This window comes from Nocardia brasiliensis (assembly GCF_042691675.1).
Classification (GTDB): Bacteria; Actinomycetota; Actinomycetes; order Mycobacteriales; family Mycobacteriaceae; genus Nocardia; species Nocardia brasiliensis_D.
In genome coordinates this window covers 6876810-6900893 of the sequence record NZ_CP170507.1, presented here as the reverse complement: position 1 = coordinate 6900893, position 24084 = coordinate 6876810, and the positions used below count along the sequence as shown (strand labels likewise).

The window sequence follows — 24084 nt, the reverse complement described above, 5'->3', positions numbered from 1 at the left end:
GCTGCGCGGTGGGAGTGCCAACTCAGTCGAAGTGCCGAGATCGCTCGAGGTGTTCGGTATCGGAGAGCGGGTCGCGCTCGCCCGCTGTGAAGACATCGAGCAGCATGTCCTCGTCGTGGTAACCCGACAGTGTCGACAGGCCAGGGGTGGTGCGGGCGATCGCGTGGACGTGATCGCCAGATAAGGGGTACTCGCGGACCTTTCGCCGCCAGTGCACGCAGAGCAGGGTGCCGCCGGGCTCGATATGGTCGACGGCGTGCTCGAAAGCCGTACGCAGGCTTGCTGATGCGAGGTAGTAGCAGACCTCGCTGAAGACGATCAGGTCGAAATGCTCGTCGGCCCATTCCTCGCCGAGTCCCCAGCGGTGGAATTCCACTGCGCCGCGCGCGGATTCGGGCAGTCGTTCGATCCGCTGGCTCGCCGCGTGCAGGGCTTGGGCGGCGGTATCGGTGCACACCAGGCGATCGCAGCGGGCCGTGAGTTCCGCGGCGAGGGCACCGGTCGAACAGCCGGGCTCGAATGCGCTGTGGTAGCGGGCCTGCGGTAGGGCCGCCATGGTGAGGGCTCGCTTGCGCTGCTCGTACCAGCGGGTGGTGAAACCCCACGGATCCGTGTCACGGGCGTACAGATCTTTGAAATAGCCTGCTGTCAACCCGGTCTCGTTCATACGAAGAACGTTTCCGTGGTTCCGGTGAACCGGTCCAACGCCGCCGGCGGCAGGATCGGCTGGTCGGCGGGATCCGCCGACATCGGCAGGATCTGGCTACGGAATTGCGCGATGGCGCGCAACTTGGCGTCGACCGCCGCGCCGGGCAACGTCAATGTCCGGGCGCGGCTGGCCGGGACGACGGGATGTTCGGGAGTTGCCCAGTGCCACATCCACACCGGGAATTCGAGCAGCCGGGTCGCGGTGCCCGCACAAGCCGCGGCGGCGGCCCGGCCGACGGCTTCGTGGTCGGGGTGACCGTCGCGCCGCCAAGTCGTCGCGCACCAGGCCCCGGTGTGGCCGCACTCGGTGAGGATGTCGCACAGTGCGGCGGTCACGGCCGCCTCGTCGGTGGCCACTCGGCCGTCTCGGAAGCCGAGCCGAATCGGTGCCTCGACACCCAATTCCTCGGCGGCCCGGCGTGATTCCGCCACCCGCACATCGGCGAGTTGGCGCGGCGAACAGGTCGGCGAGCCCGGATGAGACGCTTCACCGTCGGTCACCGTGACGACGGTAACCGGCAGGTCCCGCGAGCGGGCCAGCGCGATCAAGCCGCCGACACCGAGCGCCTCATCGTCGGGGTGTGGCGCGACGACGATCAGATGTCGCCAGCCGGTGAGGGAGAGTTCCGGGCGACGGTGACGCCACCGGGTCCAGACGCGCTCGGGAGTTCCCCGGGCGACGAGATCGGTCAGCGGTTCGGCAACCATGAGAACTCCTTTTCCGCGTAGTCATGGCCCAAGATCGGCCAGATCCCGCTCCGCATGACCCTGGCGGAGATAGCTCATCTCGACCGGCTACCCGGCGACGGATCGAACAAACGGACGGCGGGTTGCGATGTGGTTAACCTCGCGGCGCTGCTTGGGCTGCTCGGAGGCGGGTATGACCGCCGAAGCACGCGCTTTCCGGCGTGCCATCGACCAACGTCAGGAGGACATCATGCTGGGTCTCGGGATCATCGGCTGGATCATCATCGGCGGTCTTGCGGGCTGGATTGCCAGCAAGATCATGAAGACGGACGCTCAGCAGGGCATCGTGCTGAATATCGTGGTGGGCATCGTCGGCGGTCTGCTCGGTGGTTTCCTGCTGCGCCTGTTCGATGTCGACGTCGAGGGCGGCGGCCTGTGGTTCAGCTTCTTCACCTGCCTCGGTGGTGCGGTGGTCCTGTTGTTCCTGGTCGGCCTGGTCACCGGTCGGCGAGTTTCCCGGTGACCAGGCCGGAGCTGGGCCGACCATGACACCCGGGGACCGACTATGACGCGGAGGAGCCGAGAATGACCACTGTTGCGGAAATGATCGTCACCGCGCTCGCGGACGAGGGCGTCACCCATGTCTGGGGTGTCGTCGGCGACGCACTGAACCCGATCACCGATGCGATCCGCCGCGAGGACCGCATCGAGTGGATCGGCGTCCGTCACGAGGAAGTCGCCGCCTACGCCGCGGGCGCTCAGGCCCAGCTCACCGGCACTATCGGGGTCTGCATGGGCACCGTGGGCCCCGGCTCGATCCATCTGCTCGGCGGCCTCTACGACGCGAAGAAATCGCATGCGCCGGTGCTCGCGATCTGCGGTCAGGTGCCGACCTCGGAAATGGGCAGCGAGTACTTCCAGGAGGTGGACAACGACGCGGTCTTCCGGGACGTCGCGGAGTTCACCGCGACGGTGACCACGCCCGAACAGATGCCCCGCCTGCTCGAACAGGCCGTGAACGCGGCGATGTCCCGGCAGGGTGTCTCGGTGCTGACCATTCCGGGTGACATCGGCGGTCGGAAACTCGACAACGAGACGCGGCCCCGGTTCGTCGCGCGGGACCGCACGATCGTTCCCGGCTCGACCGAGATCGCGCAGGCCGCGGCGACGCTCAACAAGGCGGAGAAGGTCTCGCTGCTCGTCGGCATCGGGGCCAGGGAAGCGCGGGAGGAGGTACTGCGGCTCGCCGAGCAGCTTTCGGCGCCGATGGTGCTCACCATCAAGGCGAAGGAAGGACTCGAGGACGACAATCCGTATGCGGTCGGGCAGACCGGATTGATCGGGAACCCGGCCGCCAACTCGGCGCTCGAGGACTGTGATGTGCTGTTCATGGTCGGCACCGATTTCCCCTACCGCGACTGGTATCCCACCGGCAAGACCGTCATCCAACTCGACGCGCGCCTGGACCACATCGGTCGCCGCACACCGGTCGACGTCGCGCTCGTCGGACATGCGGGCCCCTCGCTTCGCGAACTCCTCTCGAAGCTGGACGCCAAGAAGTCCGACAAGCATCTGAAGAAGGCGCAATCGGAGTACCAGCGCTGGACCGAGAACCAGCAGCGGCTGGCCGAGCCCAAGCACGATCGCAAGTTCCTCGGTCGAATCCGCCGCCACCTGGACAACCCGGACCAGCTGATCCGCCCGGAAGCGGTTGCCGCCGCGGTGAACACGCACGCCGCCGACGACGCGATCTTCACCTCGGACACCGGTATGTCCACCGTGTGGCTGTCCCGTTTTCTCAGCCTGCGCGGCTCCCGCCGGTTGCTCGGCTCGTACAACTTCGGGTCCATGGCCAACGCCATGCCGCAGGCCCTCGGCGCCCAAATTCTCGACCGCGACCGCCAGGTGGTCGCGTTCTGCGGGGACGGCGGGCTGATGATGCTGCTCGGCGATCTGCGCACGGCGGTCACCTACGACCTGCCGGTCACGCTGGTGGTGTTCAACAACGGGCGGCTCGGCATGGTCAAACTCGAGCAGGAAGAGGGCGGCTTGCCCGAATTCGGCACCGTCCTCGACAACCCGGATCTGGCCGCCGTCGCACGCGCGATGGGCTTGGAGTCGCGGCGGGTGACCGATCCGGACGATCTCGATGAGGCGATCGCGGACGCCTTCGCGCAACGGCGACCGGTGCTGCTCGATGTCGTCACCAACCCCGATGAGATCTCGGTACCGCCGAAACCCACCTTCGACCAGGCGTGGGGCTTCGCGATCGCCAAGGTGAAGGAGACGCTGGAGAGTCGGGCATAGCCGATCGTCGCCCGCGGTGGACGGCCGCGGGTCGGATGATCCGTGGATCCCATGACAACGGTCGCCGGAATGGTTAGTGTCCGAGGACATTCCAAGGTGATCGGGTTTGGGGCACGGGGAGGTCGTTCGTGTTCCGGTGGGTCCCGGTGGCCGGTTCGAAATCGGGAGAACGCGTGAGATTCACAAGAGCTGGTGCGCTGGTCGCGGCGGTGCTGATGGCCACAAGCCTCGGGCTGGCCGCATGTTCGTCGGACGACGGTGCCGACGCCGACATCGTCACGGTCAATGGTGGTGAGCCGCAGAACCCGTTGGTGCCCACCAACACCAACGAGAACATGGGCGGCCGGGTTGTCGACCGGTTGTTCGCGGGCCTGAAGTACTACGACGCGAACGGCGTCGCGCACAACGAGCTGGCCGAGTCGATCGAGACCGCCGACCGGAAGAACTACAAGATCACCATCAAGCCGGACTGGAAGTTCTCCGACGGCACACCGGTGAAGGCGAAGTCGTTCGTCGACGCGTGGAACTACGGTGCGCTCGCCACCAACGCGCAGTTGCAGAACTATGTGTTCGCGGCGATCGTCGGCTTCGACGAGGTGCAGGCGAAAGAGCCTGCGGTGCAGACGATGTCAGGTTTGAAGGTGGTCGATGACCGCACCTTCACCGTGGCGTTGAAGCAGCCGTCGATCGACTTCGAGGTCGGCCTCGGGTTCGCGCCGTTCTACCCGCTGCCGGAGGCGGCGTTCAAGGATATGAAGGCCTTCGGTGAGAACCCGATCGGCAACGGCCCCTACAAGTTCGCCCGCGACGGCGCGTGGGAGCACAACGTCAAGATCGACCTGGTGCCCAACCCGGAGTACAAGGGTGGCCGTCCGGCCAAGAACAAGGGCCTGCGGTTCGTGATGTACCAGTCCTTCGACACGGCCTACGCGGATCTGCAGGCGGGCAACCTGGACGCCCTCGACGTCGTTCCCGAAAGCGCGATGTCGTCCTTCGAGCAGGATCTCGGTGATCGTGCGATCAAGAAGCCGATCGCGTACAAGCAGGCCCTCGGCATCCAGACCAACGTTCCGCACTTCAGTGGCGAAGAGGGTGTGCTGCGGCGCAAGGCGATCTCGATGGCGATCAACCGAGAGCAGATCTGCCAGAACATCTTCCACGGCACTAGGATTCCGTCGCTCGACTTCACCGCGCGTACGCTGCCCGGGTATCGGGATGACCTGCCCGGCAACGAGCTGCTGAAGTACAACCCGGAGGAAGCCAAGAAGCTGTGGGCCCAGGCCGACGCCATCTCGCCGTGGTCGGGTCGCTACGAGATCGCCTACAACTCCGACGGCGGCCATCAGGGCTGGGTCGAGGCCACGGCGAACAGCATCAAGAACACGCTGGGCATCGACGCCGTCGGCGCACCGGTTCCGACGTTCAAGACCATCAGGGACGCGATCACCAGCAAGACGATCGGCAAGGCGTTCCGGCACGGCTGGCAGGGCGACTACCCGACGATGCTGCAGTTCCTGACCTCGCAGTATTACAGCTTCTCCGGAACCAACAGTGTCACCTACGACAGCAAAGAGTTCGACGGCCTGCTGAATGCCGCGCTGGCCGCGCCGAGCTTGGAGGAGTCCTACAAGTTCGTGGCAGAGGCGCAGATCCTGCTGTTCAAGGACATGGCCGACATCCCCATGTTCGACTACGTCGCCGCGGCGGGCCGGTCGGACCGGGTCAAGAAGGCCGAACTCACGTGGAGCGGCTTGTTCGATTTCGAGGGTATCGAGAAGTAGCGCACTGACCGCTCGAGCACACGAGGCCCGCTGACGCGGAATGCGTCGGCGGGCCTTCTGCTGCCCGTGGATACTCGGACGACGACCATTCCGGCGACGTTCATCCGCTTGGACGCGGTCCGGTCGGCGAACCGGTCGCTGGCCGAAAGGGCGGTGGCCGTGGACGATCGGGCCCATGACGGTGAACGCAGAAGCAACGTCGGCGGCCGCGTTGCTGGCAGCGGCGCGCGCCTTCGCGCCGGAGCTGGCGAAACGACGGCAGGAGATCGACGCGGCGCGACAATTGCCCGCCGACATTGTCGAACGGCTGCGTTCGATGGGCATCTACGCGATGGGATTCAGCGCCGAGCTCGGTGGGCCGGGGCTGACCTCGCTGCAACAGATGGAGGTGTTCGAAGCACTCGCCTACGGTGACACCGCCACCGGCTGGTGCGCGATGATCGGCGCGGCCACGGGCATCTACGCGGGGTTCCTCGACAAGCGGGCCGTCGCCGAGCTGATGCCCTCGCGCGACCTGATCACCGCGGGCTTGATCTCGCCCGCGGGTCGTGCGGAGCGGGTGCCCGGCGGTTATCGGCTGACCGGACGATGGAAGCTGGGCAGCGCCATCACCCACGCCGACCTCGTCGTCGCCGGGGCGATGGTGTTCGACGGTGGCGAACTGGCCACCACCGCAAACGGCGCACCGGTCGCCCGAATGTTCTGCATGCGGCGCGATCAGGTGATGGTCTTCGACACCTGGGACAGCACCGGCCTGCGCGGCAGCGGCAGCAACGATTACGCGACCGACGCACTCTTCGTTCCGGAGCATCACTCGTTCGACTTCTACGAACCCAAAAGCGGCACAGGCAAACTCGCCGAACCCGAGACGCTGGCCCGGGTGATGCCCGGCATACCGCTCGGCGCCACGCGGGCCGCACTGGACTATGTCCGTGAATTCGCGCAGGGCAAGGTGGTGGCGGCGACTGCTGACCCGCACGCATTCGTACCGGGCCTGCCGCCGCATCATCTCGCGCCTCTGCGAGCTGGTCGGCACCGATTCGGTCTACAAACCGAGCCCGCTCGACGTCTGGCTGCGCGACCTGAGCACCATGGCAACCCATCTCATGGCGCATGATCAGATGCTCCAGTCGGCCGGAGCGTTCTTGCTCGGCGGGAAGCCGGAATTCCCGCTCGTGCTCGGTGTGCGCTAGTCGCGCACGGCGGCAGTGACCGGCCTGACGTAGCGGTGGGCAGGTCGGCGGGTCTGCTGTCGGCAGACACGGGGTCATCGGGCGGGTTTTCGGCGGTAGACCAGAGGCATGATCCAAACACCGCACTTGGACTATCGAAGCCAACTAGCCGATCGATTGTTCCGCCATCGGACGATCCAATTGACCGGTGAGGTCGATGACGCGATGGCCGAACGGGCCTGCACCGAACTGGTGCTGCTGGCCACCGAGGACGACAAGCGCGACATCGTCCTCTACATCAACTCGCCGGGTGGATCGGTGCTGGCCGGGCTCGCCATCTACGACACGATGAAGCTGATACCCAATGATGTGGTGACCGTCGCCGTCGGATTCGCCGCGAGCATGGGACAGGTGCTGCTCGCCTCGGGCACGAAGGGCAAGCGAATCAGCTTGGCGCACAGCAGGATCATGATGCACCAGCCGTCCGCGGGCATCGGTGGCACGGCGATGGACATCGCGATCCAGGCGGAGAACCTGGAGTACATGAAGCTGCAGTCGGAGCAGATTCTCGCGGCGGAGACGGGCCACACGCTCGAGGAGATCTCCATCGACAGTGATCGCGACCGCTGGTTCACCCCGGAGCAGGCGCGTGACTACGGGATCGTGGACCGGATCGCCGACAATTTCGCCCAGATCGCGCCCTTCACCAACGCACACCGAGCGGGGTTGTGACCATGTCCCAGTACACCATTCCCCATGTCATCGAACGCACCCCGAACGGTGAGCGCTCCTTCGATGTGTTCAGCCGGTTGCTCAACGATCGGATCATTTTCCTCGGCACCGAGATCGATGACGGCGTCGCCAACGTGGTGATGGCGCAGATGCTGCACCTGGAGTCGGAGTCGCCGGATCGCGAGATCGGCCTATACATCAATTCACCGGGTGGTTCGAACACCGCGATGCTCGCGATCTACGACACCATGCAATTCCTGCGCACACCGGTCGAGACCTACTGCATGGGCCAGGCGGTCTCGGGCGCGGCCGTGTTGTTGGCGGCGGGCACGCCGGGGCGGCGATACGTCCTCTCCCATTCGCGGGTGCTGCTGCATCAGCCGTCGGCGCAAGGTCAGGGCACCATTTCGGACCTGGCGCTGCAAGCGGCGGAGGTGATGCGGGTGCGCGCGGAGACCGAGGAGATCCTCAGCAAGCACACCGGTCAGGATGCGGCCCAGCTGCGCAAGGACACCAGCCGCGACCGGGTGTTCACCGCGCGGGAGGCGGTGGCGTACGGCCTGGCCGACGAACTGATCTTCACCCGGGACCGTTAGGCGGCCAGCAGTTCGACGCGCGCCTCGGAGACCGGGCGGCGGCTCAGCTGCCGCAAAGCGCCCAGTCTCCGAGCGCCCCGAAAAAGCAGCGACTCGATCGGCAATCCCAGCGCACCACAGATCGAATGCAGCATCTCCGAGGACGCTTCCTTGCGTCCCCGCTCGATCTCGGACAAATACTGTTTGGACATGCCGACCTCGTCCGCGACATCGGCCAGTGTGCGGTCCTGATCCTGTCGCTCGTCGCGCAGCACTTCGCCATAGACGGCGCGCAGCAGCGGCGAAGCCACATCGACCCGATCCCGCGGGGGTTCGCTACGGCGGCGCGCATCGAGATCGACTACAACGCCATCCTCTTCTGCTGCCATACGGACGAGTCTTACACCTCGCGGATCCGATCCGGACGATGTTCACCCAGGGCAGACAACTACACCACTGGCACCGAAGCATCAGGCATAGTGGTGCTTTCGGGGCCGAAGTCAGGCACTGTCGCTGTCGATGTATTCGATGCCGGTGATGATGTCCGGATTGATCACGATCAGCTGATTGTCCAGAATGACGTCGGGTTGTATTCCGCGCTGATAGTGGGCGAGTTCCTGCGGGTCGGTGACGGTGTCGGCGACGCCGGTGATGATCACGCAGCGGCCGAGATGGGTTTGTAGATCAATGGTGTCGACCTCGTAGGCGACGACCTGTCTGTGCAGGGTGCGGATCATGGCAGGGTCTGCCGCGATCACGACGCAGCCGTCGACGATCGTGTGGCGGACAGGTCGAATTGTGGGTAAAGCATGCCGGGAGAACGCGATGCGGCCGAATCGAACGCTGCGGAGCAAGTCCAAGGAGTCCTCTACCGACAGCTCACGCGTCTCGCCTGCGCGGTGGGCGGGCATGCCTCCATCATTCCACCTGTTGCGGATCGTTTCGGGGCATGGACGCCGATGGCAAAAATTGGGTGCGAGTCCGTAAAATAAAAGCTCTCCTTCGAGTCCGGAAGTGTGGCTCGGATGCGATGTCGAATCCCACCAACGACTAGGAGGAGGACATGGCAGACTCCGCGCGGCTCGGCTACACCGGTAGCCCGACACGCGTGCGCCTCCCGCACCGCACCGCCGACCCATTCATCGAGTCGCCGGGCAGCAGCACGCAGTTCGCCGAGGCCAGCGATCGCCTGGTCCGACACCTTTTCGACGTCGGCCTCCAGCTCCACCACGTACTCGACGCCCTCGACCCGATCACCGAGCCCTTGGTCCGGGACACCATCACGCGCCTGGTCGACGACCTCGACATGCTGATCCGCGACACCGGCCTGGCCATGCTCGCCCTCGCCAGCGAACGCCAGGGCCCCGCACCGGCCGATGGCCAGGTCCGCCGGGCCCGCCTGCGCCGTCGTTGAGCTGAAAATCGGAGCTTGGTTTGCCGACCGATGCCTGGGTACTCGGTGCGCAGGAGGTGTGACATGCCGAAAGAGTGGAGCGACAAACGAGAACGGCAGTACGAGCACATCAAGGACTCGGCACAGGACCGGGGCGCGAGTACGAAGCGGGCGAAAGAGATCGCCGCTCGCACCGTGAACAAGAACCGCGCCCAATCCGGCGAGTCCAAAACCGCGAGCCGGTCCTCGGTCCGCGACAAGTCTCCGCAGAGCAGGGGCGGGCAGCGCTCGGGCCGTAAGGGACCGAAGGGGCCTACCCGCGACCAGCTCTATAACGAGGCTCGTCAGCGCGGTATCAAGGGGCGCTCGAAGATGAACAAGAGCCAACTCGAGAAGGCGCTGGGCAAGTAAGGCCCGATAGTGCATCAGCCGCAATAGGTCGGCGTGGATATTCGCTCCACGCTTAGCGGGTGATGTGGTCGAGTGCGTTCAGATTCATCTCCACGGTGCCGTAGGTACCGCGGGAATTGGCCTTGTCCAGGTTGGGTGCTAGCTCGACCAGAGATGGGCCCACCACAACGCAGGAACCAGCGAGCTCGGCGAACGTTTCCACGGAGACGTCCGCCGAGCTCGTCATTGCTGTGTGCAGCAAGCCGTTCCTCATGGCGTACAAGAGGTCGCGCAGTGCAGCAACTTCGCTGACGGGCTCCTGGGAAGGGGCGCGCCGACTGCCGCGCAGGTTTTGCCTTGCCGCGCGCGGAATTGCTGAATAGGACCGTGCGTTGAGCTAGTTCGTGCGCGGAATCCGGATGGGGGTGGTTCCTGTCCTGGGGAATCTCGTCCGTGACGACTGGGCGGGAGCTGTTCCTGCCGTGGGGGATTCGTGCGTGCGACTAGCCGAGGTCGGTTCTTGTCGTGGGTGAGATGCGTGCGCGGCGACTGGACGGGGCGGTTCCGGTCGTGGGGAATTCCGGCTCGGGGATCGGGTGGGTTCGGTTCTTGTCGTGGGGGCGTGATTGTCTGGGGCGGATTCGAGCGGGATGGAGGGTTCAGCGGTGGTAGCGATCGATGTCGACCGGTCGGTGCGTGCGGGCGGGGCGCGGGTGGTTTGGCGGGCCGTTGCCGAGCGCGGGCTGGGCGGGGTGCCGCCAACGGCGTTGGTGCTGGCGGGGATTGTCAGCGTGCAGGTGGGGGCGGCGCTGGCGAAGCAATTGTTTTCCGCGACCGGGGCGGCGGGGGCGGTCAGCTTGCGGTTGGTGTTCGCGGGGGTTGTGCTGCTGGTGTTCTGGCGGTCCGCGTTGCGGATCGGGCGACGCGCGGTGCCCGTGGTGCTGGCGTACGGCACGGTGCTCGCCCTGATGAATCTGTCGTTCTATGAGGCGATCGACCGGATTCCGCTCGGGATGGCGGTGACCATCGAATTCCTCGGTCCGCTCGCGGTGGCGTTGGCCGGGTCGCGGCGCTGGATCGATCCGGTGTGGGCGGTGCTGGCGGGCGGCGGCGTGGTGCTGCTGACCCAGGCCGACGGCAACGTGGAATGGGTGGGCGTGTTGCTCGCGCTGGCGGCGGGAGCACTGTGGGCGGCGTACATCCTGTTGAGCGCGGCGCTCGGCGAACAGACCGCCGGCGGCGGTGGACTCGCCCTCGCCATGGCATTCGGTGGCGTGCTGATGGCCCCGGTCGGCATCATCGACGCAGGCGTTTCCCTCCTCGACCCCGCCGTCCTCGCAGTGGGATTCGGCGTAGCGATGCTGTCCTCGGTACTCCCGTACTCGGTCGAACTGGAAGCCCTGCGCCGAATCCCACCGCGCGTATTCGGCGTCCTGATGAGCCTCGAACCCGCCGTCGCAGCCCTCGCCGGCCTCCTTGTCCTCGGCCAATTCATGAACATCCCCCAGTGGGCAGGTGTCATCTGCGTCGTAGCCGCCTCCGCAGGCGCCACTCGCACCGCTGAGAAAGGTTGATGCCAGGCACTTTTCGGCGCTCCACTGGGCGTCGCCTGCGAGATAACCGCTGCCGCACGCGCTACCCCGACTGAAAAAGACAGACGGCAGGCGCATTCCGTCAGCCTCCGAGGGCATCTGGATGGCGGTTGCCGCCGCCGCCGCTACGTGCACAGCTGGGAAGGTTGACGGCTGGCGGCTTTCGCCCCAGCCGGTTCCGTCCGCGTTGGCGCGGTACGGGCCTGCCGTGCGCCCGTTGTGGTGGCCGTGCACCCCGGGTACTGGCTGTGCGGCTGCGACAAGGGAAAACGACTGCCAGCCGGAGATAGCACGGTCGGTGGCACACGCCCTAGGGCAATGGCGACGGCTGTGGAACGCCTGGTGCGGCTATGTGGTGCGGGGAGGTCCGGCAAGGGCGGAGCGGATCTCGTCGACGCTCGGATTCACCAGTTGATGCCCGTTCGCAAGCACGGTCGGGGTGATCTCGTCCCCACCGGTGATCGCGCGCACTTCGGCGGCGGCCGCCGGGTCGCGGGTGATGTCGACCTTGCGGAAAGGGATGCCCGCCAAGCGAAGCCGGACGCCGAGGCGCTGGCAATACGGGCACCACCGACGCCAGTAGATGGTGATCGGCGCGGTGGTATCGGACGGGCCGGAATCGGTCATCATGAGTCCCTGATGCGCTCGTCGGTCGCGGGGTATAGCGCCCCGTGGGTATGCGTTTGAGCGTATACCCGGGCTTCGATGCTTGCGGTGCTGCTCACGACCGGGTCGGCCCCCGCCCTACTTCCGCGAATACTCCTGCAGCGCATGCGAGCGCAGGAATTGTGTTGCCGCAGTCGGTGTCAGGGCGGCGGTGCTGCCGAATGCCGCGGCGAAGGCATCCGCGCCGAGCAACTCCCTGGCGCGATCGGCGGGTGCGAGCAGGTTGTCGTAGCCGCGGCGATCCTCGGTACCGAGCAGGACGGCCGCGACGCCGACCAACTGGGCCGCCATGGTCGGCGCACCGGTGTGCACGGCGAGCGCGGCGGACAGCTGAGCAAGCCCGGCGAGGTCATCGGGGCGGGCCCCGTCGATGTCGGCGGAGCCGAGCAGGTGGCGGACCGCGCGTACATCGTCGTCCAGCACCGCGATCAGCCCTCGGAATACTGTGCACCACAGGCGGGTTCGTGCACCGAACGGCGTGTCGGCGAGGCCCTTGTCGATGCGGTCCAGTTCGAGCAGCGCCGCCCGGCGATCGCCCTGACGCATCCGGAGTTCGGCGCACGCGAGCCCTACATACGCGACGGTGTTCGGTTCCCCGGCGTCGTCGGCGTGCTGTTGGGCGCGAGCCAACGTGCTGTGCGCGCGTCCGAGTTCATCGAGACGACCGAGCGCAGTGGCCAGCTCCGCACCCGCCGCCGCGGCATCGCCCGCGCTACCGAACTGCTCGATTGCCTCGGTGGCACGGGTGAGTGCTGCCACGGCGGCCTGGAGCTCACCGTGATGCAGTTGGTGTTCGGCGATCAGCCGCAGTGTCGTCGAGAGCAGGAATTGGTCGCCCGCCTCTTCGAATTCGATTCTCGCTTCAGCCAATTGATCGATGTTCCTGGCGGACAGCAGCAGCGTCATGCCACGTTCCCAGCCCGATAGTGCGGAATGCCCAGGCCGCTGCGCGATACTGCGATCCTCCAGAAAGGCCGGTGCCACAAGCAATACGGTCCGGCCAGGCGAGTCGGCGGTGCCCAGTTGAATGCCTGCCGCGACCGCTAGTTGACCATCTTCGATCGCCCCGGTTTCGTAGCTCAACAGACCAGCGAGCACAGTCCGCACCGGGCGCAGGCTTTCGGCCGCTTCGCCGGAGATCTCCAGCACCGCTCGCGTCCAGCGCAACCGCTCGGTATGGATGCCACGCAGTGTCCAGTACCAGAACAACGCGGCGACCAGCCGGAGACCGAGGTCGGGATCGGCCGTATCGACGGCGAATCGCAATGCGGCCGAGAGGTTGTCGCGTTCGGCGTCGAGCCGGGCGAGCGCGGTCAACTGATTCGCGGTGCGTAGCTCTGCTTCGGAGGTTTCGGCAAGGCGCAGGAAGTAGCGCGCGTGCTCGGCGCGGACGATCTGCTCGCTATCGGACTCGGCCAAACGTTCCAGCGCATACGACCGGATCGTCTCCAGCATCCGGTACCGCTCACCGTTGCGTTCGACCAGCGATTTGTCCACGAGATCGGCGAGGGTGTCCGGGGCGTCCATGGCGTCGAGCGTCGCACCGCCGGAAAAGACTGCGAGCCACATCGCCAGTGCGCGTTCGGATTCCGATAGTGGCGCCCAACTCCATTCGATGACCGCGCGCAAGGTGCGGTGCCGGGCGTCGGCGGTCCGGCTGCCCCGCCCGAGCAGGGCGAACCGGTCGTCGAGCTTGGCGGCAATCTGGCCGACCGAGAACGTGCGCAATCGGGCCGCCGCCAACTCGATCGCCAGCGGCAGGCCGTCGAGTCTGCGGCAGATTTCGACAACGTCGGCGGTGTTGTCCGCGCGGAGGGCGAAGTCGGGACGCACCGCTTTCGCTCGTTCGACGAAAAGCCTTATGGCAGGGAACGTTTCGGGTTCCTGCGAGGTGAGGTCCGGCCAGGGGAGTGGGCCGATCTGGTGCAGGTGCTCGCCACCGACCATCAGCGACTCGCGGCTGGTGGCGAGGATGTGCAACTCGGGGCAGTCACCGAGCAGGCGGTCCGCCAGTTGCGCGACCGCTTCGACCAGATGCTCACAGTTGTCCAGGACCAGCACGGCGCGCTGCCGCGCGAAGTACTCCGCCAACCGGTCCACCGGGTCGCCGCTCGGCTGTTCCAGCAGGCCGACCTCGCGCACCCCGATCGTGGTGAGCACCGCGGATCCGACCTGCGCGGGATCGGTGACGGCGGCCAGCTCGACAAACCAGACCGCCCCTGACGCCCGCTCGGCCACCTCGACGGCGAGCCGCGTTTTACCCGCGCCGCCGGGGCCGACGATGGTGATCAGCCGCGCGGTCTCCACCCGGGCGACCAGCTCGGCCACGTCGTCTGCGCGCCCGACGAAGCTCGTGACCTGCGCACGCAGGTTCGTCCGGCGCTTCGGTCGCTGCGGTTCCTGGCGCAGGATCGCCAGTCGCAGTTCGGCCAGTTCCGGCGACGGGTCGACACCGAGCTCGTCGGCGAGCCGTTCCTTGACCCGCTCGTAGGCGTCGAGGGCATCGACCTGCCGTCCGGCGGCGTAGAGCGCCCGAATCAGCAAGCCCTGCACCGGTTCCGCCAGCGGATGCGCCTCGGCCAGCGCCCGCACCTCGTCCAGTACGTCCTGCCCCGCGGCGACTTCGAGGCCGAGGCGCTGCTCGGTCGCCGCCAGGCGGACTTCGTCCAACCGCACCGCCGCGTCGGCCGCGAACCGCAACTCCCGCAAATCGCTCAGCGCCGGACCACGCCACAACGACTCGGCCTCCCGCAGCGTCGCCAGGTTGCCGGACTCCCGTCCCGCGGCCGCCAGCCGTTCGAACCGGATCAGATCCACGTCGACCGGATCGACAACCAGCCGATACCCGGGCGCCCGACCCTCCACCCGGTCCGCCCCGATCGCCCGCCGCGCCCGCGACACCAACGCTTGCAGCGCGTTGGCGCCCTTCGCCGGCGGCTGCTCTTCCCAGATCGCCTCGATCAGCGTGTCCGCCGAAACGACCCGCCCCGCTTCCATGGCGAGCCGGGCCAGCAATGCCCGGACCCGAATCCCCGGGATCTCGACCGCCAGGTCCTCCGCTCCCCGCACCTCGAACGACCCCAAAAGCAACACACGCACGCGCTATAGCCTGCCGCACGGTGCGCCGGGCGTTATGTCCGGTCGGGCGATCGTTGCTCGCTGACCTCGTTCCTCGAATGTCCGTTGCTGCGGTCCCGCTCAACGGGTGCGCGACTCGCGTCGGCGGGAAATTCGGTCGGGCGATCGTTGCTCGCTGACCTCGTTCCTCGAATGTCCGTTGCTGCGGTCCCGCTCAACGGGTGCGCGACTCGCGTCGGCGGGAAATTCGGTCGACCTGATCCGGTGCCCTACCTACTGTCAGACGCGTGTCCGATTGCTCGCTGGGGACCGATCGCGCAACCGAGATCCTTCGGCCGATGTGGCCGGATGTGGTCGTGAGCGACGTACGAGCACGAGTAGGCGGTCAGTTGAGTTCCGTCTACGAAATACGGTGCGCAGTGCCCGCGGAATCGGTGATCGTGAAGGTCTACGACGATCAATGGCGCTGGAAGCAGGCCAAGGAAGTCTTCGTGTACCGGTTGTTGAGCGATCACGGGGTGGGGCCGGTGCCGACGATCCTGCGCGTCGAGCAGGACACCGGCTTGCTCGGTTGCGCCTACACAGTGATGACGAGGCTTCCCGGCCGACCACTGTCGCACCTGAGTGCCGATCTCGACGCCGCGCAGGTCGCCCACGTCTACCGTCAGCTCGGCGCGACCCTCTCAGCGATCCACCGCATCGGGCAAGCCTCCTACGGTTATCTGACAACCCGAATCCTGGATCCGGAACCGGACAATACCACTTATATGAAGCGTCAATTCGCCAAGAAACTCGCCGAGTTCGACCAGCTCGGCGGTGACCCGGAATTGCAGGCCGCTGTCCGGACATACGTCGCGAGCCGAACCGGTTTGCTCCGCAATTGTGCGGCCCCGGTGTTGTGCCACAACGACTTCCACGAAGGAAACATTCTCGTCGACCGCGCCGCGGACGGTTGGACGGTCACCGGATTCATCGATGTGGAAAACGCGATTGCCGCCGACCCCTTGATCGACCTCGCCAAGACCGACTATTACTCCGTCCAGCGCAACCCCGTGAAACGCACCGCACTCCTGGCCGGGTACGGCCCGCTCCCCGCGGATTGGCCCGAGAGATCAGCGCTGTACCGGCTCTACCACGCCGTTGAGCTGTGGGATTGGTTCGCCTCCATCGGCGAGACCTCGCCATTGCCCGGCATCGCCGCGGATATCCGGCAGCTGACCTGAAACATTCGGCGGTTTCCGCCACACCGCGGGGTGCGGGGAGTGAGGATCTAGGGAGTTCGTCGGTGCGTGGTGTTCCGACGCCCAGGACATAGGACCGGATTCATGAGCGATAGGAACAGCGGAATGCGGGTCGGTGCTGTTGCGGGAGTATTCGGAGTCGCCGCGGTGGCGACGATATGTGCCGCGCCGGGTGCGGGGGCCACGGTGACGCAGGTGGGAATGTCGCCGGGGATCAGTGTCGGGTCGGCGACGAACTACGGGACGGGCTGTACCTATCAAGCGCGGGCGACGGTGACCGATGTGATCGAGCCGGTTGTCTTCTACGACAACGGTGTCGCGTTCGCGGTGGCCAGGCCGTCCGGCGGCGTCGCGTTGGTCACCTGGGTGCCCACCACGCCGGGCCCGCACACGATCAGCGCCGTGCAGGCGCCCGACGACACCCTCGTCGCGAGCTTGGACCTGCGGGTCGGGACGGGTATGCACCTGGGATATAGCTGCATCGTCAGCGGCGGCTGAGCTACCCAGCGCTGGTGCCGCACGTCAGGTGCGAAGTCATTCCCGATCGAGCAGGTGACGCAGGTAGCGATCGGGTTCAGCAAGAAAGTCCCTGGTCATCCGGACCGGCAGCGCCTCGTCGTAGGTGACCTCGGCGATCTCACCGTGCTCGGCGATCTCGTAGATCGTCGCGCCGGGTAGGGCGAGCAGAATCGGCGAATGGGTCGCCACCACGAACTGGCAGCGTTGCGCGGCCAGCTCCGACAGCAGCGCCAGCACGGCCAGGCACCCACGGGGCGACAACGCCGCTTCCGGCTCGTCCAACAGGTACAGCCCGTTCGGATAGAACCGACGCCGCATCAGGTCGACGAACGACTCACCATGCGAGCGGGCGTGCGGCGATACCCCGCCGAAAACGGCCAACTGATCCGGCCCGAGTCTTTCGGTTTCGGTGGCGACGTTGTAATACGACTCGGCGCGCAGAAAGAATCGACTGCTGGGTTTGCGGATGCCCCACTTCACCACCAGGTGCTCGCCGAGTACCGACTCGGTCGAGCGGGTGGTGAAGCGGTAGTTCTGGCTGCCGCCTTCCGGATTCATGCCGACCGCGACGGCCAGCGCCTCCAGCAGTGTCGACTTCCCGCTACCGTTTTCGCCGATCAGGAAGGTCACGCCGGGGGCAAGCGGGAGGCCACCAGTCTCGGCGAGATACGTCACCGCAGGAAGACAAAACGGATATTCATCCCTGCCAACGGCATTCGCCGCGAGCCCCATCTCGCGGATGAATCGCGCCGCCTCGCCGTCGTTGTGCACGCCCCATCGTAAGTGCGCGGAGCAGTGCGGGAAGCAGCAGGTCAGAATTTGTTTCGTCAACTTTTTCGCCGGGTGGTGGGCACGGCGAAGCGGGGCTACGATCTCCCCTGTCGGACGCCGGTGAGGAGAGCAGTGATGTCGGAAATTCCGCTCGGGACGGCGGTCGCCGATCCCGACCGCGGGACGCTGCCGTCGGGGGTGTGGCCGTGATCCGAGTCGAGCTCGACATCCATTCCGATCAGCCGAATCCACGGTGGCGATTGACGCCGGGGGACGAGGCGCAACTGCACGGGTTGATTGCCGCCGCGCCGCGTGCCGCCGCGGGCGATGTCGAAAACAACGGGGAATATCGGGGTTTCGTCGCGCAGCTGTCGGACGAGGAGACCTTGCGCGTGCAGCGCGGAATTATCGAAATCGCGCGCGGTGACCAGCGCACCTATCGCACCGACGCCGACCGTGCGGTCGAGCGGTGGTTGCTGGCGACCGGTCGGCCGACGCTCCAGCCCGGCGACTATCAAACTGTCGTTGCGGCGCTGTGGGATTGAAGACCCTAGGGCTCCTGGCCAGGTAACCCGGCATGACATCTGTCATGCCACAGTCGTGATAGTTGACAGATCTGCTCGCTCGTCGGCGTCCGTAGCGTCAATTCTCGTAGCGCACCGCCGAATACGTTGACGAGGAGCATCCCGATGACCATCACCGCAGCCGACCCGGACCAGGCCGAGCAGCCCACCGCGTCGCCGTTCAGCGGGCTCCGTCTGCTGGCGTCGATCGGCCGGGACATCGCCATCCCGGTAGGCGCCTACTTCGCCTTGCACGCCCTCGGCTACAGCGATTTCGCCGGGCTGCTCGCCGGAACGGTGCTGTCGGGCGCCGTGCTGCTGCTCGAGACGATCCGCCTGCGACGGCTGGAGGTGTTTCCGGCAATCATGTTGGGGGTCTTCATCTTCGGCCTCGCGGGCTCATTGATCAGCGGTGATCCCCGGTTGATGATCGTCAAGGATTCGGTGGGCACAGTGCTGGTCGGTCTTGCCTTCTTGATCAGCACTGTGGTCGGTAAACCCTTGACCTACCTGGCCGCGCGCAAGACGGTGTCCGCGGGTGGCCCGGCGAAGGTGGCCGCGTTCGAGGAGGTCTATCGGACCGATGCCGCGAAGCGCACGGCATTCCGCGCACTGGCCGCGATGTGGGGCTTCGGGCTGATGGCAGAGGCCGTGCTGCGCATCGTTCTGGCCTACCAACTGCCGATCCCCACCATGGCTTGGCTCTCGCCCGTGCTGATGATCGGCACGATCGTCCCGCTGACGGCGGTCTCCGTCGCGGTGAGCAAGCGCAGCCGTCGCGTGACCTCGCCCACCGGACCGCGCAGGTAGTGTCGGCTTCGTGGAGTTTGCTACTGACGTGCGCAGCCGGACGGAGTCCATCCGCAGGCTGCGCACGGCCGGAGCGAGCGCGTAGATACGCCCAACGGAATGGAGAAAGCTGTGCAGATCCAGATCAATACCGGAAGCGGCATCCACGGCGGCGAAGGCCTGAACGAGCGGGCGGAAGCCGAGATCGCTTCGGTGCTCGATCGTTTCAGCAGTCAGCTGACGCGCATCGAAGCGCACCTGAGCGACCTGAACGGGGAGAAGGGCGGCCCGGACGACAAGCAGTGCGTGCTGGAGGCGCGGCCGACCGGCCAGCATCCGGTGGCGGTCACCCATCGCGCGGCAACGGTCGAGGAGTCGTACCGGGGTGCCGCGGAAAGTATGGCGCACCTGCTCGACAGCAAATTCGGTCGGCTGCATCACGCCAAGGGCGGCGAGACGATCAGGCACATGGCCGCCCCGGAGTGAGGGTCAGGCCCCGGTCGTCGAGCCGGGGCGGACGATCATCAGCACGGTGACGACCACCCACAGCACGTTGAATATGCCGGTGTCCATGGCAAGCCGGCGGATCAACGTCGGGGTGGTGCCCGGCAGGTCGGCGAGAATCTTGTGCTGGCCGGGCAGGATCAACATGGCGAGCACGCCGGCGGCGGCCGCGGTCAAGCCGATCGAGGTGATCAGCCAGGTATCGGTCAGCACGCCGAGACTGAGCGCGGTGAGCGCGCCGAAGATGGGGACGAGGATCCCGAGATAGGCATAGACACGGCAGATGCGATGCAGGGTGCCGAGCACGGTGGAATCGCGCTCGGTTCCGGCGAGGGCCCGTCGGGTGGTCGGCGGGAACATGCTCGCCGCGACCGTCACCGGTCCGACGGCGAGGATCACGGCCAGCACGTGGACCGACAGCAGAAACTTCGTCACAGCGGCGAGGTTAACGGGGAATCAGCCGACGAGGAATAGGCGAAACTGCCATAGATCGGTCGATTCTGGCCAACCGCTTTGACGTCGCGTTTCATCGCTCAGGCGCAGTTCATCGGTATTGGCGGGAATCGGGTAGCCACCTACTCTGGTGTCATGCACGCCGTGGCTGTTCTCGCACTGGACGGGGTCATCCCCTCCGACCTCACCACGCCCATCGATGTGTTCGGTTGTGCGCGGCTGCCGGACGGGCGGGCCGCCTACCGCGTGCTGGTCTGTGGCCTCGGGCCGACAGTGGATGCCGGGGCGTTCACTCTCCGACCGCCGTGGGACCTGATGGCGCTGGCCGATGCCGACACGATCATCGTGCCCGGGCTCGCCGACCCGACGGCGGCGGTCCCGGACGAGGTCCTCGACGCGCTGCGGCAGGCGGCCGCCGCGGGCACGCGCATCGCGTCGATCTGTGTCGGCGCCTTCGTTCTCGCCGCCACCGGTCTGCTCGACGGTCATCGGGTGACTACGCACTGGGCCGCCGCCGCCGAGTTCGCCGCCCGCTATCCCGCCCTCGACGTGGACCCATCCGTGCTCTACGTGGACAACGGCCAGCTGCTCACCTCGGCGGGTGCCGCCGCGGGAATCGACCTGTGCCTGCACATGATTCGCCGTGACCACGGTTCCGCGGTCGCCGCCGACGCGGCCCGCCTGTCCGTTGTCCCGCTGGAACGCGAAGGCGGACAAGCGCAATTCATCGTGCACGACCAGCCGCCGACCCCGCGCGGATCGGCGCTGGAGCCCGTAATGCGTTGGCTCCAAGACAATTCCGCGAAAGACCTCACACTCGACGACATCGCCGCGCACGCCGGAATGAGCACCCGCACGCTCAACCGCCGCTTCCGCGAGCAGACCGGCACCACGCCGCTGCAATGGCTGCTGCGGGCCCGGATTCGCCAGGCGCAATACCTCCTGGAATCCACCGGCCACCCGGTGGACCGGATCGCGGGGCAGGTCGGTTTCGGTTCTCCCACTGCCTTCCGGGATCGCTTCAAACGGATCGTCGGAACCAGTCCACACAGCTACCGTGCGGCCTTCCACGGTGCCGGTGGCTGATCCTGGCGGATTCATGTCACGTCAAACCGGAGCTTATTGCTCCGTTTCTCGATAGAATTCATCCGTTGAATTCCTGCTCCACCATCGAGGCGAGGGATAGGGCCGCTATGACCGAGAGCAACGCAACACCCCCCGTAGACCCGACCACCGTGGATTTCGAAGAGGCATACCGCACCGGAACCCTCGCCGAAGGCCTGGTCATGGACCGGCTGCCGTGGGAAATCGGCAGGCCGCAACCGTTACTCGTCGAGTTCGAGCGCGCGGGCCGGATCACCGGTGACGTGCTCGATGTCGGTTGCGGCCCAGGCGATACCGCGATCTATCTGGCCGGCCTCGGCTACCGGGTGACGGGCTTGGATGTCGCGCCGACGGCGATCGAGAAGGCGCGGGCCAGGGCGGCCGAGCGTGGCGTCGCGGTGTCGTTCGCGGTGGCGGACGCGACCGTGCTCGCCGGATATGACGGACGATTCGACACCGTCGTGAGCAGCGCGCTCGTGCACTGCCTGGACCCGGAACAGCGCAAGGCACATGTGGCGGCGCTGCTGCGAGTGATGCGGCCCGGCGCCCGGCTGATCCAATTCTGTTTCGCCCCAACGGAGAACAGCGAGGTGTATGCCCCGTACACGCTCGCCGAGGAAGAACTGCGCGGCACCTTCCGCGCGCCGGACTGGAAGCTGACCGAACTGCGCCGCGACAAGTTGACCGCGATCAAACCGCCGCCGGCGTTCTGGGAAGCGTTCGGCACCACGGAGGTGCAGCCCGAGTTCGACGACGAGGGCGGGATGCTGCTGCCGATCTGGGTGCTGGCGGCCGAACGGCTCTGACTCGGCACAGCGACCGATGATTTTCCCATCGCCGCGCCGTCGGATCAGGCAATATTGGCACTACTGATCCAGGAGTTGGACGATGAGGAAAATCACCGCAGGCTTATTCGTCGCGCTCGATGGCGTGGTCGAAGACCCACAGGACTGGCACTTCCCGTACTTCAACGAGGAAATGGGCGCGGCGGTCACCGCGCAGCTCGGCAACGCCGACACGCTGCTGCTCGGCCGCGTCACCTATGAGGGCTTCGCGGAGGCCTGGCCGGAGCGGGAAACCGCGGGTGGCGAGGACGCGGGCATGGCCAAGACGCTCGGCGACGCCCGCAAGATCGTGGTCACCCGCCAGGATCAGCTCGCCCTCACCTGGCGCAATTCCGAGGTGCTGACGGGCGAGCTGATCGAGGCGGTGACCGCACTGAAGAACGAGCCCGGCGGGGACATCGGCATGAGCGGCTCGGTCTCGGTCGTCCGCCAATTGTTGCGGGCCGGGGTGCTGGACGAGCTGCATCTGCTGGTGCATCCGATCGCGGTCGGCAAGGGCATGCGGCTCTTCGGGGACAGCGACTCGCCGCTGCCGTTGCGGCTGCTCTCCTCGCAGACCTTCAGCACCGGCGTGCTGAACCTCGTCTACACCAAGGACGAGGCCGCGCCCACCGGCGGCTACGAGGAGGCGAAAGCCAATCTGCCCCGTTAGGACGCAAGCGCTTTGGCGACGATGCCGCCGGTGACCGCCTTGGTCAGGTAGTGCGTCGAGTCGTGGGGGCTGGCCCCGTTGTCCAGCGGTTCCTCGGTGATCGGGGTGACGCCCGCGCCGGGGAAGGGCGGGAAGTACGGGGCCAGGTCGAGGTGGGCGGCGACCAGGTCGTCCCGGTCGACCAGGTTGTACCACCCGGCAACGGCTTTGGGGACGGTGCACGGCTGCGGCCGCAGCCGGTCGTAGATGACGGTGCGCAGGCCGAGCGGCGAACCCATGGTCAGCAGGGTCACCTCCTGGTCGACGTGATGCAGCGCCTCATAGGCCACCACCGAACCGAGGGAGTGGCCGATGACGAGTTTTGTGTCCGGCCCCACATGGGTGAGCACCTGCTGTTGCGCGTACTCCCGCACGGCGTCGTCGGTGAAGTAGCGGGTGACTTGGGATAGCGCGCGTACCACGAACTTCTCGGCGAGCCCCACCCCGAACGGCGCGAACCAGCGCAGCCGGACCAGTGCGTTGAGGGCCGGGCGCAGTGCGGCTTTGGCGCCTTGGGCGCGAGCGTCCGGCGGCGGCACCGCGGTCAGTCGCTGTGCGGTCACCCGGTCGCGTTGGTCGCTCGCGTGCTCGGCGGCGTTCTCCAGCCACAGCTCGGCGAGCTGTTCCATCAGCTCGAGCTGTTCCTCGTCGAGGTCGCCCACCGCACTGCCCTGGGCGCCCTTCGCCAGGAATTGATTGCCGTAGAACGCCATCCTGGTCGAGATCTCACCGGGTACACCATTGCGCCACAGGCGGTCGGCGAGTTCGTGGTCGCCGTGGTTACGCACCCCGCCCGCCAACCCGGGCAGCCATTGCGCTTCCAGCGTGTCGGCGGCAGCTTGCTCCTGCGCGATCCCGTGTACAAGGACGATCGTTGCCAACGTCCCCACCCCTTTCCTGTCCGGTGACGTTGTATTGTCGCGCGCGGATTCAGTCCGCGCGCCACTTGATGGAGCAGCCCATACTCGGGCGATGTGGTTCCGGCACCGGCTTGCCGTCCAGTACCGCTTCGACAGCGGCGCGTAATTCGTTGCCGGTCGGCGGCTTTCCGTTGCCGGGCGTGGATTCGTCGAACGCGCCGCGATAGGCGAGGGTGAGCGCCGCGTCGTAGAGGAAGAAGTCCGGCGTGCATGCGGCCCGGAAGGCGCGGCCTACCTCCTGTGACTCGTCGATGAGGTAGGGAAACGTCCAGCCCGCGCGAATGGCCTGGTCGCGCAGGCGGATCGGAGCGTCGTCGGGATAAGCGGTCGCATCGTTGGTGCAGATCGCCACGGTCGGTATGGGGAGGGCGTCGACCAGCTCACCGAGTGCCGATTCGAGGTGTTTCACATAAGGGCAATGGTTGGCGGAGAAGACGACCAGCAGACCGGGGCCGCCTTCGAAGTCCGCGCGCGAATAGATCCGCTGATCCAGGTCGGGCAGCGCGAAGTCCGGCGCCGGCGTGCCGAGGGGAACCATGAGGGAGGACAGCGCCATGGTGGAAGTGCTTCCGTCGGGATCGAAGACGGTACGAGCCTAACTCC

General features: G+C 66.5%; 28 protein-coding genes and 1 pseudogene. 18 read left to right on the top strand and 11 right to left on the bottom strand.

From position 1 onward, the window contains the following. Positions 1 to 22: 22 nt before the first annotated feature. Positions 23 to 667 (bottom strand): SAM-dependent methyltransferase, encoded by a 645-nt coding sequence (locus tag ACFK0J_RS31685; RefSeq protein ID WP_378733388.1) that lies wholly within the window; start codon positions 665 to 667, stop codon positions 23 to 25. After that, on the bottom strand, positions 664 to 1416 hold the full coding sequence (locus ACFK0J_RS31680) for a PIG-L deacetylase family protein (protein WP_378733387.1): 753 nt from the start codon (positions 1414 to 1416) through the stop codon (positions 664 to 666). The genes ACFK0J_RS31685 and ACFK0J_RS31680 overlap by 4 nt, the downstream gene beginning before the upstream one ends. A 229-nt stretch (positions 1417 to 1645) precedes the next feature. Between ACFK0J_RS31680 and ACFK0J_RS31675 the strand changes: the two genes are divergently transcribed. From ACFK0J_RS31675 to ACFK0J_RS31645, 7 genes and pseudogenes are all read left to right on the top strand, one after another. Beyond that, complete coding sequence (locus ACFK0J_RS31675; RefSeq protein WP_378743174.1) at positions 1646 to 1918, top strand: GlsB/YeaQ/YmgE family stress response membrane protein; 273 nt, start codon at positions 1646 to 1648, stop codon at positions 1916 to 1918. Between the two features lie 62 nt (positions 1919 to 1980). Next, positions 1981 to 3702: a thiamine pyrophosphate-dependent enzyme gene (locus ACFK0J_RS31670; RefSeq protein ID WP_378733386.1), complete on the top strand. Its 1722-nt coding sequence runs from the start codon at positions 1981 to 1983 to the stop codon at positions 3700 to 3702. Between the two features lie 215 nt (positions 3703 to 3917). Beyond that, positions 3918 to 5483, top strand: coding sequence for an ABC transporter substrate-binding protein (locus ACFK0J_RS31665; RefSeq protein ID WP_378743172.1), 1566 nt, complete (start codon positions 3918 to 3920; stop codon positions 5481 to 5483). A 40-nt stretch (positions 5484 to 5523) separates the two neighbouring features. Continuing rightward, positions 5524 to 5937 (top strand): annotated as a pseudogene (locus ACFK0J_RS31660) (acyl-CoA dehydrogenase family protein); the annotation flags it as partial. A 472-nt stretch (positions 5938 to 6409) separates the two neighbouring features. Beyond that, a complete protein-coding gene (locus ACFK0J_RS31655) occupies positions 6410 to 6676 on the top strand; it encodes a hypothetical protein (RefSeq protein ID WP_378733385.1) in 267 nt (88 codons plus the stop codon). A 108-nt stretch (positions 6677 to 6784) separates the two neighbouring features. Next, positions 6785 to 7387 (top strand): ClpP family protease, encoded by a 603-nt coding sequence (locus ACFK0J_RS31650; protein WP_218471025.1) that lies wholly within the window; start codon positions 6785 to 6787, stop codon positions 7385 to 7387. Between the two features lie 2 nt (positions 7388 to 7389). Then, on the top strand, positions 7390 to 7983 hold the full coding sequence (locus tag ACFK0J_RS31645) for a ClpP family protease (RefSeq protein ID WP_218471024.1): 594 nt from the start codon (positions 7390 to 7392) through the stop codon (positions 7981 to 7983). On the opposite strand, the gene ACFK0J_RS31640 is transcribed toward ACFK0J_RS31645, so the two are convergent. Together ACFK0J_RS31640 and ACFK0J_RS31635 are read right to left on the bottom strand one after the other, a co-directional pair. Next, the gene (locus ACFK0J_RS31640; RefSeq protein ID WP_378733383.1) at positions 7980 to 8351 is read right to left on the bottom strand and encodes a helix-turn-helix domain-containing protein; all 372 of its coding nucleotides are present in this window, start codon (positions 8349 to 8351) and stop codon (positions 7980 to 7982) included. The two genes, ACFK0J_RS31645 and ACFK0J_RS31640, sit on opposite strands and share 4 nt — an antisense overlap. A gap of 111 nt (positions 8352 to 8462) precedes the next feature. Then, positions 8463 to 8873, bottom strand: coding sequence for a pyridoxamine 5'-phosphate oxidase family protein (locus ACFK0J_RS31635; RefSeq protein ID WP_378733382.1), 411 nt, complete (start codon positions 8871 to 8873; stop codon positions 8463 to 8465). Positions 8874 to 9025: 152 nt separating this feature from the next. Here ACFK0J_RS31635 and ACFK0J_RS31630 point away from each other — a divergent pair, with 152 nt between their 5' ends. Together ACFK0J_RS31630 and ACFK0J_RS31625 are read left to right on the top strand one after the other, a co-directional pair. Beyond that, positions 9026 to 9376 (top strand): hypothetical protein, encoded by a 351-nt coding sequence (locus tag ACFK0J_RS31630; RefSeq protein ID WP_378733381.1) that lies wholly within the window; start codon positions 9026 to 9028, stop codon positions 9374 to 9376. Between the two features lie 63 nt (positions 9377 to 9439). Beyond that, entirely contained in the window at positions 9440 to 9766 is a 327-nt protein-coding gene (locus ACFK0J_RS31625) for a plasmid stabilization protein (protein WP_378733380.1), read from the top strand. A gap of 52 nt (positions 9767 to 9818) precedes the next feature. On the opposite strand, the gene ACFK0J_RS31620 is transcribed toward ACFK0J_RS31625, so the two are convergent. Continuing rightward, a complete protein-coding gene (locus ACFK0J_RS31620; protein WP_378743170.1) occupies positions 9819 to 10040 on the bottom strand; it encodes a hypothetical protein in 222 nt (73 codons plus the stop codon). A gap of 370 nt (positions 10041 to 10410) precedes the next feature. Between ACFK0J_RS31620 and ACFK0J_RS31615 the strand changes: the two genes are divergently transcribed. After that, the gene (locus ACFK0J_RS31615) at positions 10411 to 11319 is read left to right on the top strand and encodes a DMT family transporter (protein WP_378733379.1); all 909 of its coding nucleotides are present in this window, start codon (positions 10411 to 10413) and stop codon (positions 11317 to 11319) included. 366 nt (positions 11320 to 11685) lie between these two features. Here the strand turns inward: ACFK0J_RS31615 and ACFK0J_RS31610 are convergent, their stop codons facing one another. Continuing rightward, positions 11686 to 11967: a glutaredoxin family protein gene (locus ACFK0J_RS31610; protein WP_378733378.1), complete on the bottom strand. Its 282-nt coding sequence runs from the start codon at positions 11965 to 11967 to the stop codon at positions 11686 to 11688. 114 nt (positions 11968 to 12081) lie between these two features. Next, positions 12082 to 15102 carry a BTAD domain-containing putative transcriptional regulator gene (locus tag ACFK0J_RS31605; RefSeq protein ID WP_378733377.1) on the bottom strand — a complete coding sequence of 1007 codons (3021 nt, stop codon included), beginning with the start codon at positions 15100 to 15102 and terminating at the stop codon, positions 12082 to 12084. 335 nt (positions 15103 to 15437) lie between these two features. Here ACFK0J_RS31605 and ACFK0J_RS31600 point away from each other — a divergent pair, with 335 nt between their 5' ends. Both ACFK0J_RS31600 and ACFK0J_RS31595 read left to right on the top strand, forming a co-directional pair. Beyond that, complete coding sequence (locus ACFK0J_RS31600) at positions 15438 to 16304, top strand: phosphotransferase family protein (protein ID WP_378733376.1); 867 nt, start codon at positions 15438 to 15440, stop codon at positions 16302 to 16304. A 102-nt stretch (positions 16305 to 16406) separates the two neighbouring features. After that, a complete protein-coding gene (locus tag ACFK0J_RS31595) occupies positions 16407 to 16820 on the top strand; it encodes a hypothetical protein (RefSeq protein WP_378733375.1) in 414 nt (137 codons plus the stop codon). 36 nt (positions 16821 to 16856) lie between these two features. On the opposite strand, the gene ACFK0J_RS31590 is transcribed toward ACFK0J_RS31595, so the two are convergent. Continuing rightward, entirely contained in the window at positions 16857 to 17516 is a 660-nt protein-coding gene (locus ACFK0J_RS31590; protein ID WP_378733374.1) for an AAA family ATPase, read from the bottom strand. A 302-nt stretch (positions 17517 to 17818) separates the two neighbouring features. Between ACFK0J_RS31590 and ACFK0J_RS31585 the strand changes: the two genes are divergently transcribed. From ACFK0J_RS31585 to ACFK0J_RS31575, 3 genes are all read left to right on the top strand, one after another. Further along, positions 17819 to 18157 carry a hypothetical protein gene (locus ACFK0J_RS31585; protein ID WP_378733373.1) on the top strand — a complete coding sequence of 113 codons (339 nt, stop codon included), beginning with the start codon at positions 17819 to 17821 and terminating at the stop codon, positions 18155 to 18157. 144 nt (positions 18158 to 18301) lie between these two features. Continuing rightward, on the top strand, positions 18302 to 18985 hold the full coding sequence (locus tag ACFK0J_RS31580; protein WP_378733372.1) for a VC0807 family protein: 684 nt from the start codon (positions 18302 to 18304) through the stop codon (positions 18983 to 18985). A gap of 99 nt (positions 18986 to 19084) precedes the next feature. After that, a complete protein-coding gene (locus ACFK0J_RS31575) occupies positions 19085 to 19450 on the top strand; it encodes a ribosomal subunit interface protein (RefSeq protein WP_378733371.1) in 366 nt (121 codons plus the stop codon). A gap of 3 nt (positions 19451 to 19453) precedes the next feature. Here the strand turns inward: ACFK0J_RS31575 and ACFK0J_RS31570 are convergent, their stop codons facing one another. Continuing rightward, complete coding sequence (locus ACFK0J_RS31570) at positions 19454 to 19903, bottom strand: hypothetical protein (protein ID WP_378733370.1); 450 nt, start codon at positions 19901 to 19903, stop codon at positions 19454 to 19456. A gap of 153 nt (positions 19904 to 20056) precedes the next feature. Between ACFK0J_RS31570 and ACFK0J_RS31565 the strand changes: the two genes are divergently transcribed. The 3 genes from ACFK0J_RS31565 (at position 20057) to ACFK0J_RS31555 (ending at position 22522) form a co-directional block, all read left to right on the top strand. Then, positions 20057 to 21007 (top strand): GlxA family transcriptional regulator, encoded by a 951-nt coding sequence (locus ACFK0J_RS31565; RefSeq protein ID WP_378733369.1) that lies wholly within the window; start codon positions 20057 to 20059, stop codon positions 21005 to 21007. 107 nt (positions 21008 to 21114) lie between these two features. Further along, positions 21115 to 21831: a class I SAM-dependent methyltransferase gene (locus ACFK0J_RS31560; RefSeq protein ID WP_378733368.1), complete on the top strand. Its 717-nt coding sequence runs from the start codon at positions 21115 to 21117 to the stop codon at positions 21829 to 21831. Between the two features lie 82 nt (positions 21832 to 21913). Beyond that, positions 21914 to 22522, top strand: a complete 609-nt coding sequence (locus ACFK0J_RS31555) for a dihydrofolate reductase family protein (RefSeq protein ID WP_378733367.1) — start codon at positions 21914 to 21916, stop codon at positions 22520 to 22522. On the opposite strand, the gene ACFK0J_RS31550 is transcribed toward ACFK0J_RS31555, so the two are convergent. Together ACFK0J_RS31550 and ACFK0J_RS31545 are read right to left on the bottom strand one after the other, a co-directional pair. Continuing rightward, positions 22519 to 23451: a hypothetical protein gene (locus tag ACFK0J_RS31550; protein WP_378733366.1), complete on the bottom strand. Its 933-nt coding sequence runs from the start codon at positions 23449 to 23451 to the stop codon at positions 22519 to 22521. The two genes, ACFK0J_RS31555 and ACFK0J_RS31550, sit on opposite strands and share 4 nt — an antisense overlap. A 40-nt stretch (positions 23452 to 23491) precedes the next feature. After that, positions 23492 to 24037, bottom strand: coding sequence for a thioredoxin family protein (locus ACFK0J_RS31545; RefSeq protein WP_378733365.1), 546 nt, complete (start codon positions 24035 to 24037; stop codon positions 23492 to 23494). Positions 24038 to 24084: the final 47 nt, after the last annotated feature.

Coding starts and splice junctions, on each gene's coding strand:
- ACFK0J_RS31650 (WP_218471025.1), top strand. CDS start 6,785: ATGATCCAAACACCGCACTTGGACTATCGAAGCCAACTAGCCGATCGA.
- ACFK0J_RS31645 (WP_218471024.1), top strand. CDS start 7,390: ATGTCCCAGTACACCATTCCCCATGTCATCGAACGCACCCCGAACGGT.
- ACFK0J_RS31635 (WP_378733382.1), bottom strand. CDS start 8,873: ATGCCCGCCCACCGCGCAGGCGAGACGCGTGAGCTGTCGGTAGAGGAC.
- ACFK0J_RS31655 (WP_378733385.1), top strand. CDS start 6,410: ATGTCCGTGAATTCGCGCAGGGCAAGGTGGTGGCGGCGACTGCTGACC.
- ACFK0J_RS31625 (WP_378733380.1), top strand. CDS start 9,440: ATGCCGAAAGAGTGGAGCGACAAACGAGAACGGCAGTACGAGCACATC.
- ACFK0J_RS31675 (WP_378743174.1), top strand. CDS start 1,646: ATGCTGGGTCTCGGGATCATCGGCTGGATCATCATCGGCGGTCTTGCG.
- ACFK0J_RS31555 (WP_378733367.1), top strand. CDS start 21,914: ATGAGGAAAATCACCGCAGGCTTATTCGTCGCGCTCGATGGCGTGGTC.
- ACFK0J_RS31680 (WP_378733387.1), bottom strand. CDS start 1,416: ATGGTTGCCGAACCGCTGACCGATCTCGTCGCCCGGGGAACTCCCGAG.
- ACFK0J_RS31685 (WP_378733388.1), bottom strand. CDS start 667: ATGAACGAGACCGGGTTGACAGCAGGCTATTTCAAAGATCTGTACGCC.
- ACFK0J_RS31575 (WP_378733371.1), top strand. CDS start 19,085: ATGGAGAAAGCTGTGCAGATCCAGATCAATACCGGAAGCGGCATCCAC.
- ACFK0J_RS31640 (WP_378733383.1), bottom strand. CDS start 8,351: ATGGCAGCAGAAGAGGATGGCGTTGTAGTCGATCTCGATGCGCGCCGC.
- ACFK0J_RS31610 (WP_378733378.1), bottom strand. CDS start 11,967: ATGATGACCGATTCCGGCCCGTCCGATACCACCGCGCCGATCACCATC.
- ACFK0J_RS31565 (WP_378733369.1), top strand. CDS start 20,057: ATGCACGCCGTGGCTGTTCTCGCACTGGACGGGGTCATCCCCTCCGAC.
- ACFK0J_RS31580 (WP_378733372.1), top strand. CDS start 18,302: ATGACCATCACCGCAGCCGACCCGGACCAGGCCGAGCAGCCCACCGCG.
- ACFK0J_RS31665 (WP_378743172.1), top strand. CDS start 3,918: ATGGCCACAAGCCTCGGGCTGGCCGCATGTTCGTCGGACGACGGTGCC.
- ACFK0J_RS31630 (WP_378733381.1), top strand. CDS start 9,026: ATGGCAGACTCCGCGCGGCTCGGCTACACCGGTAGCCCGACACGCGTG.
- ACFK0J_RS31595 (WP_378733375.1), top strand. CDS start 16,407: ATGAGCGATAGGAACAGCGGAATGCGGGTCGGTGCTGTTGCGGGAGTA.
- ACFK0J_RS31670 (WP_378733386.1), top strand. CDS start 1,981: ATGACCACTGTTGCGGAAATGATCGTCACCGCGCTCGCGGACGAGGGC.
- ACFK0J_RS31545 (WP_378733365.1), bottom strand. CDS start 24,037: ATGGCGCTGTCCTCCCTCATGGTTCCCCTCGGCACGCCGGCGCCGGAC.
- ACFK0J_RS31560 (WP_378733368.1), top strand. CDS start 21,115: ATGACCGAGAGCAACGCAACACCCCCCGTAGACCCGACCACCGTGGAT.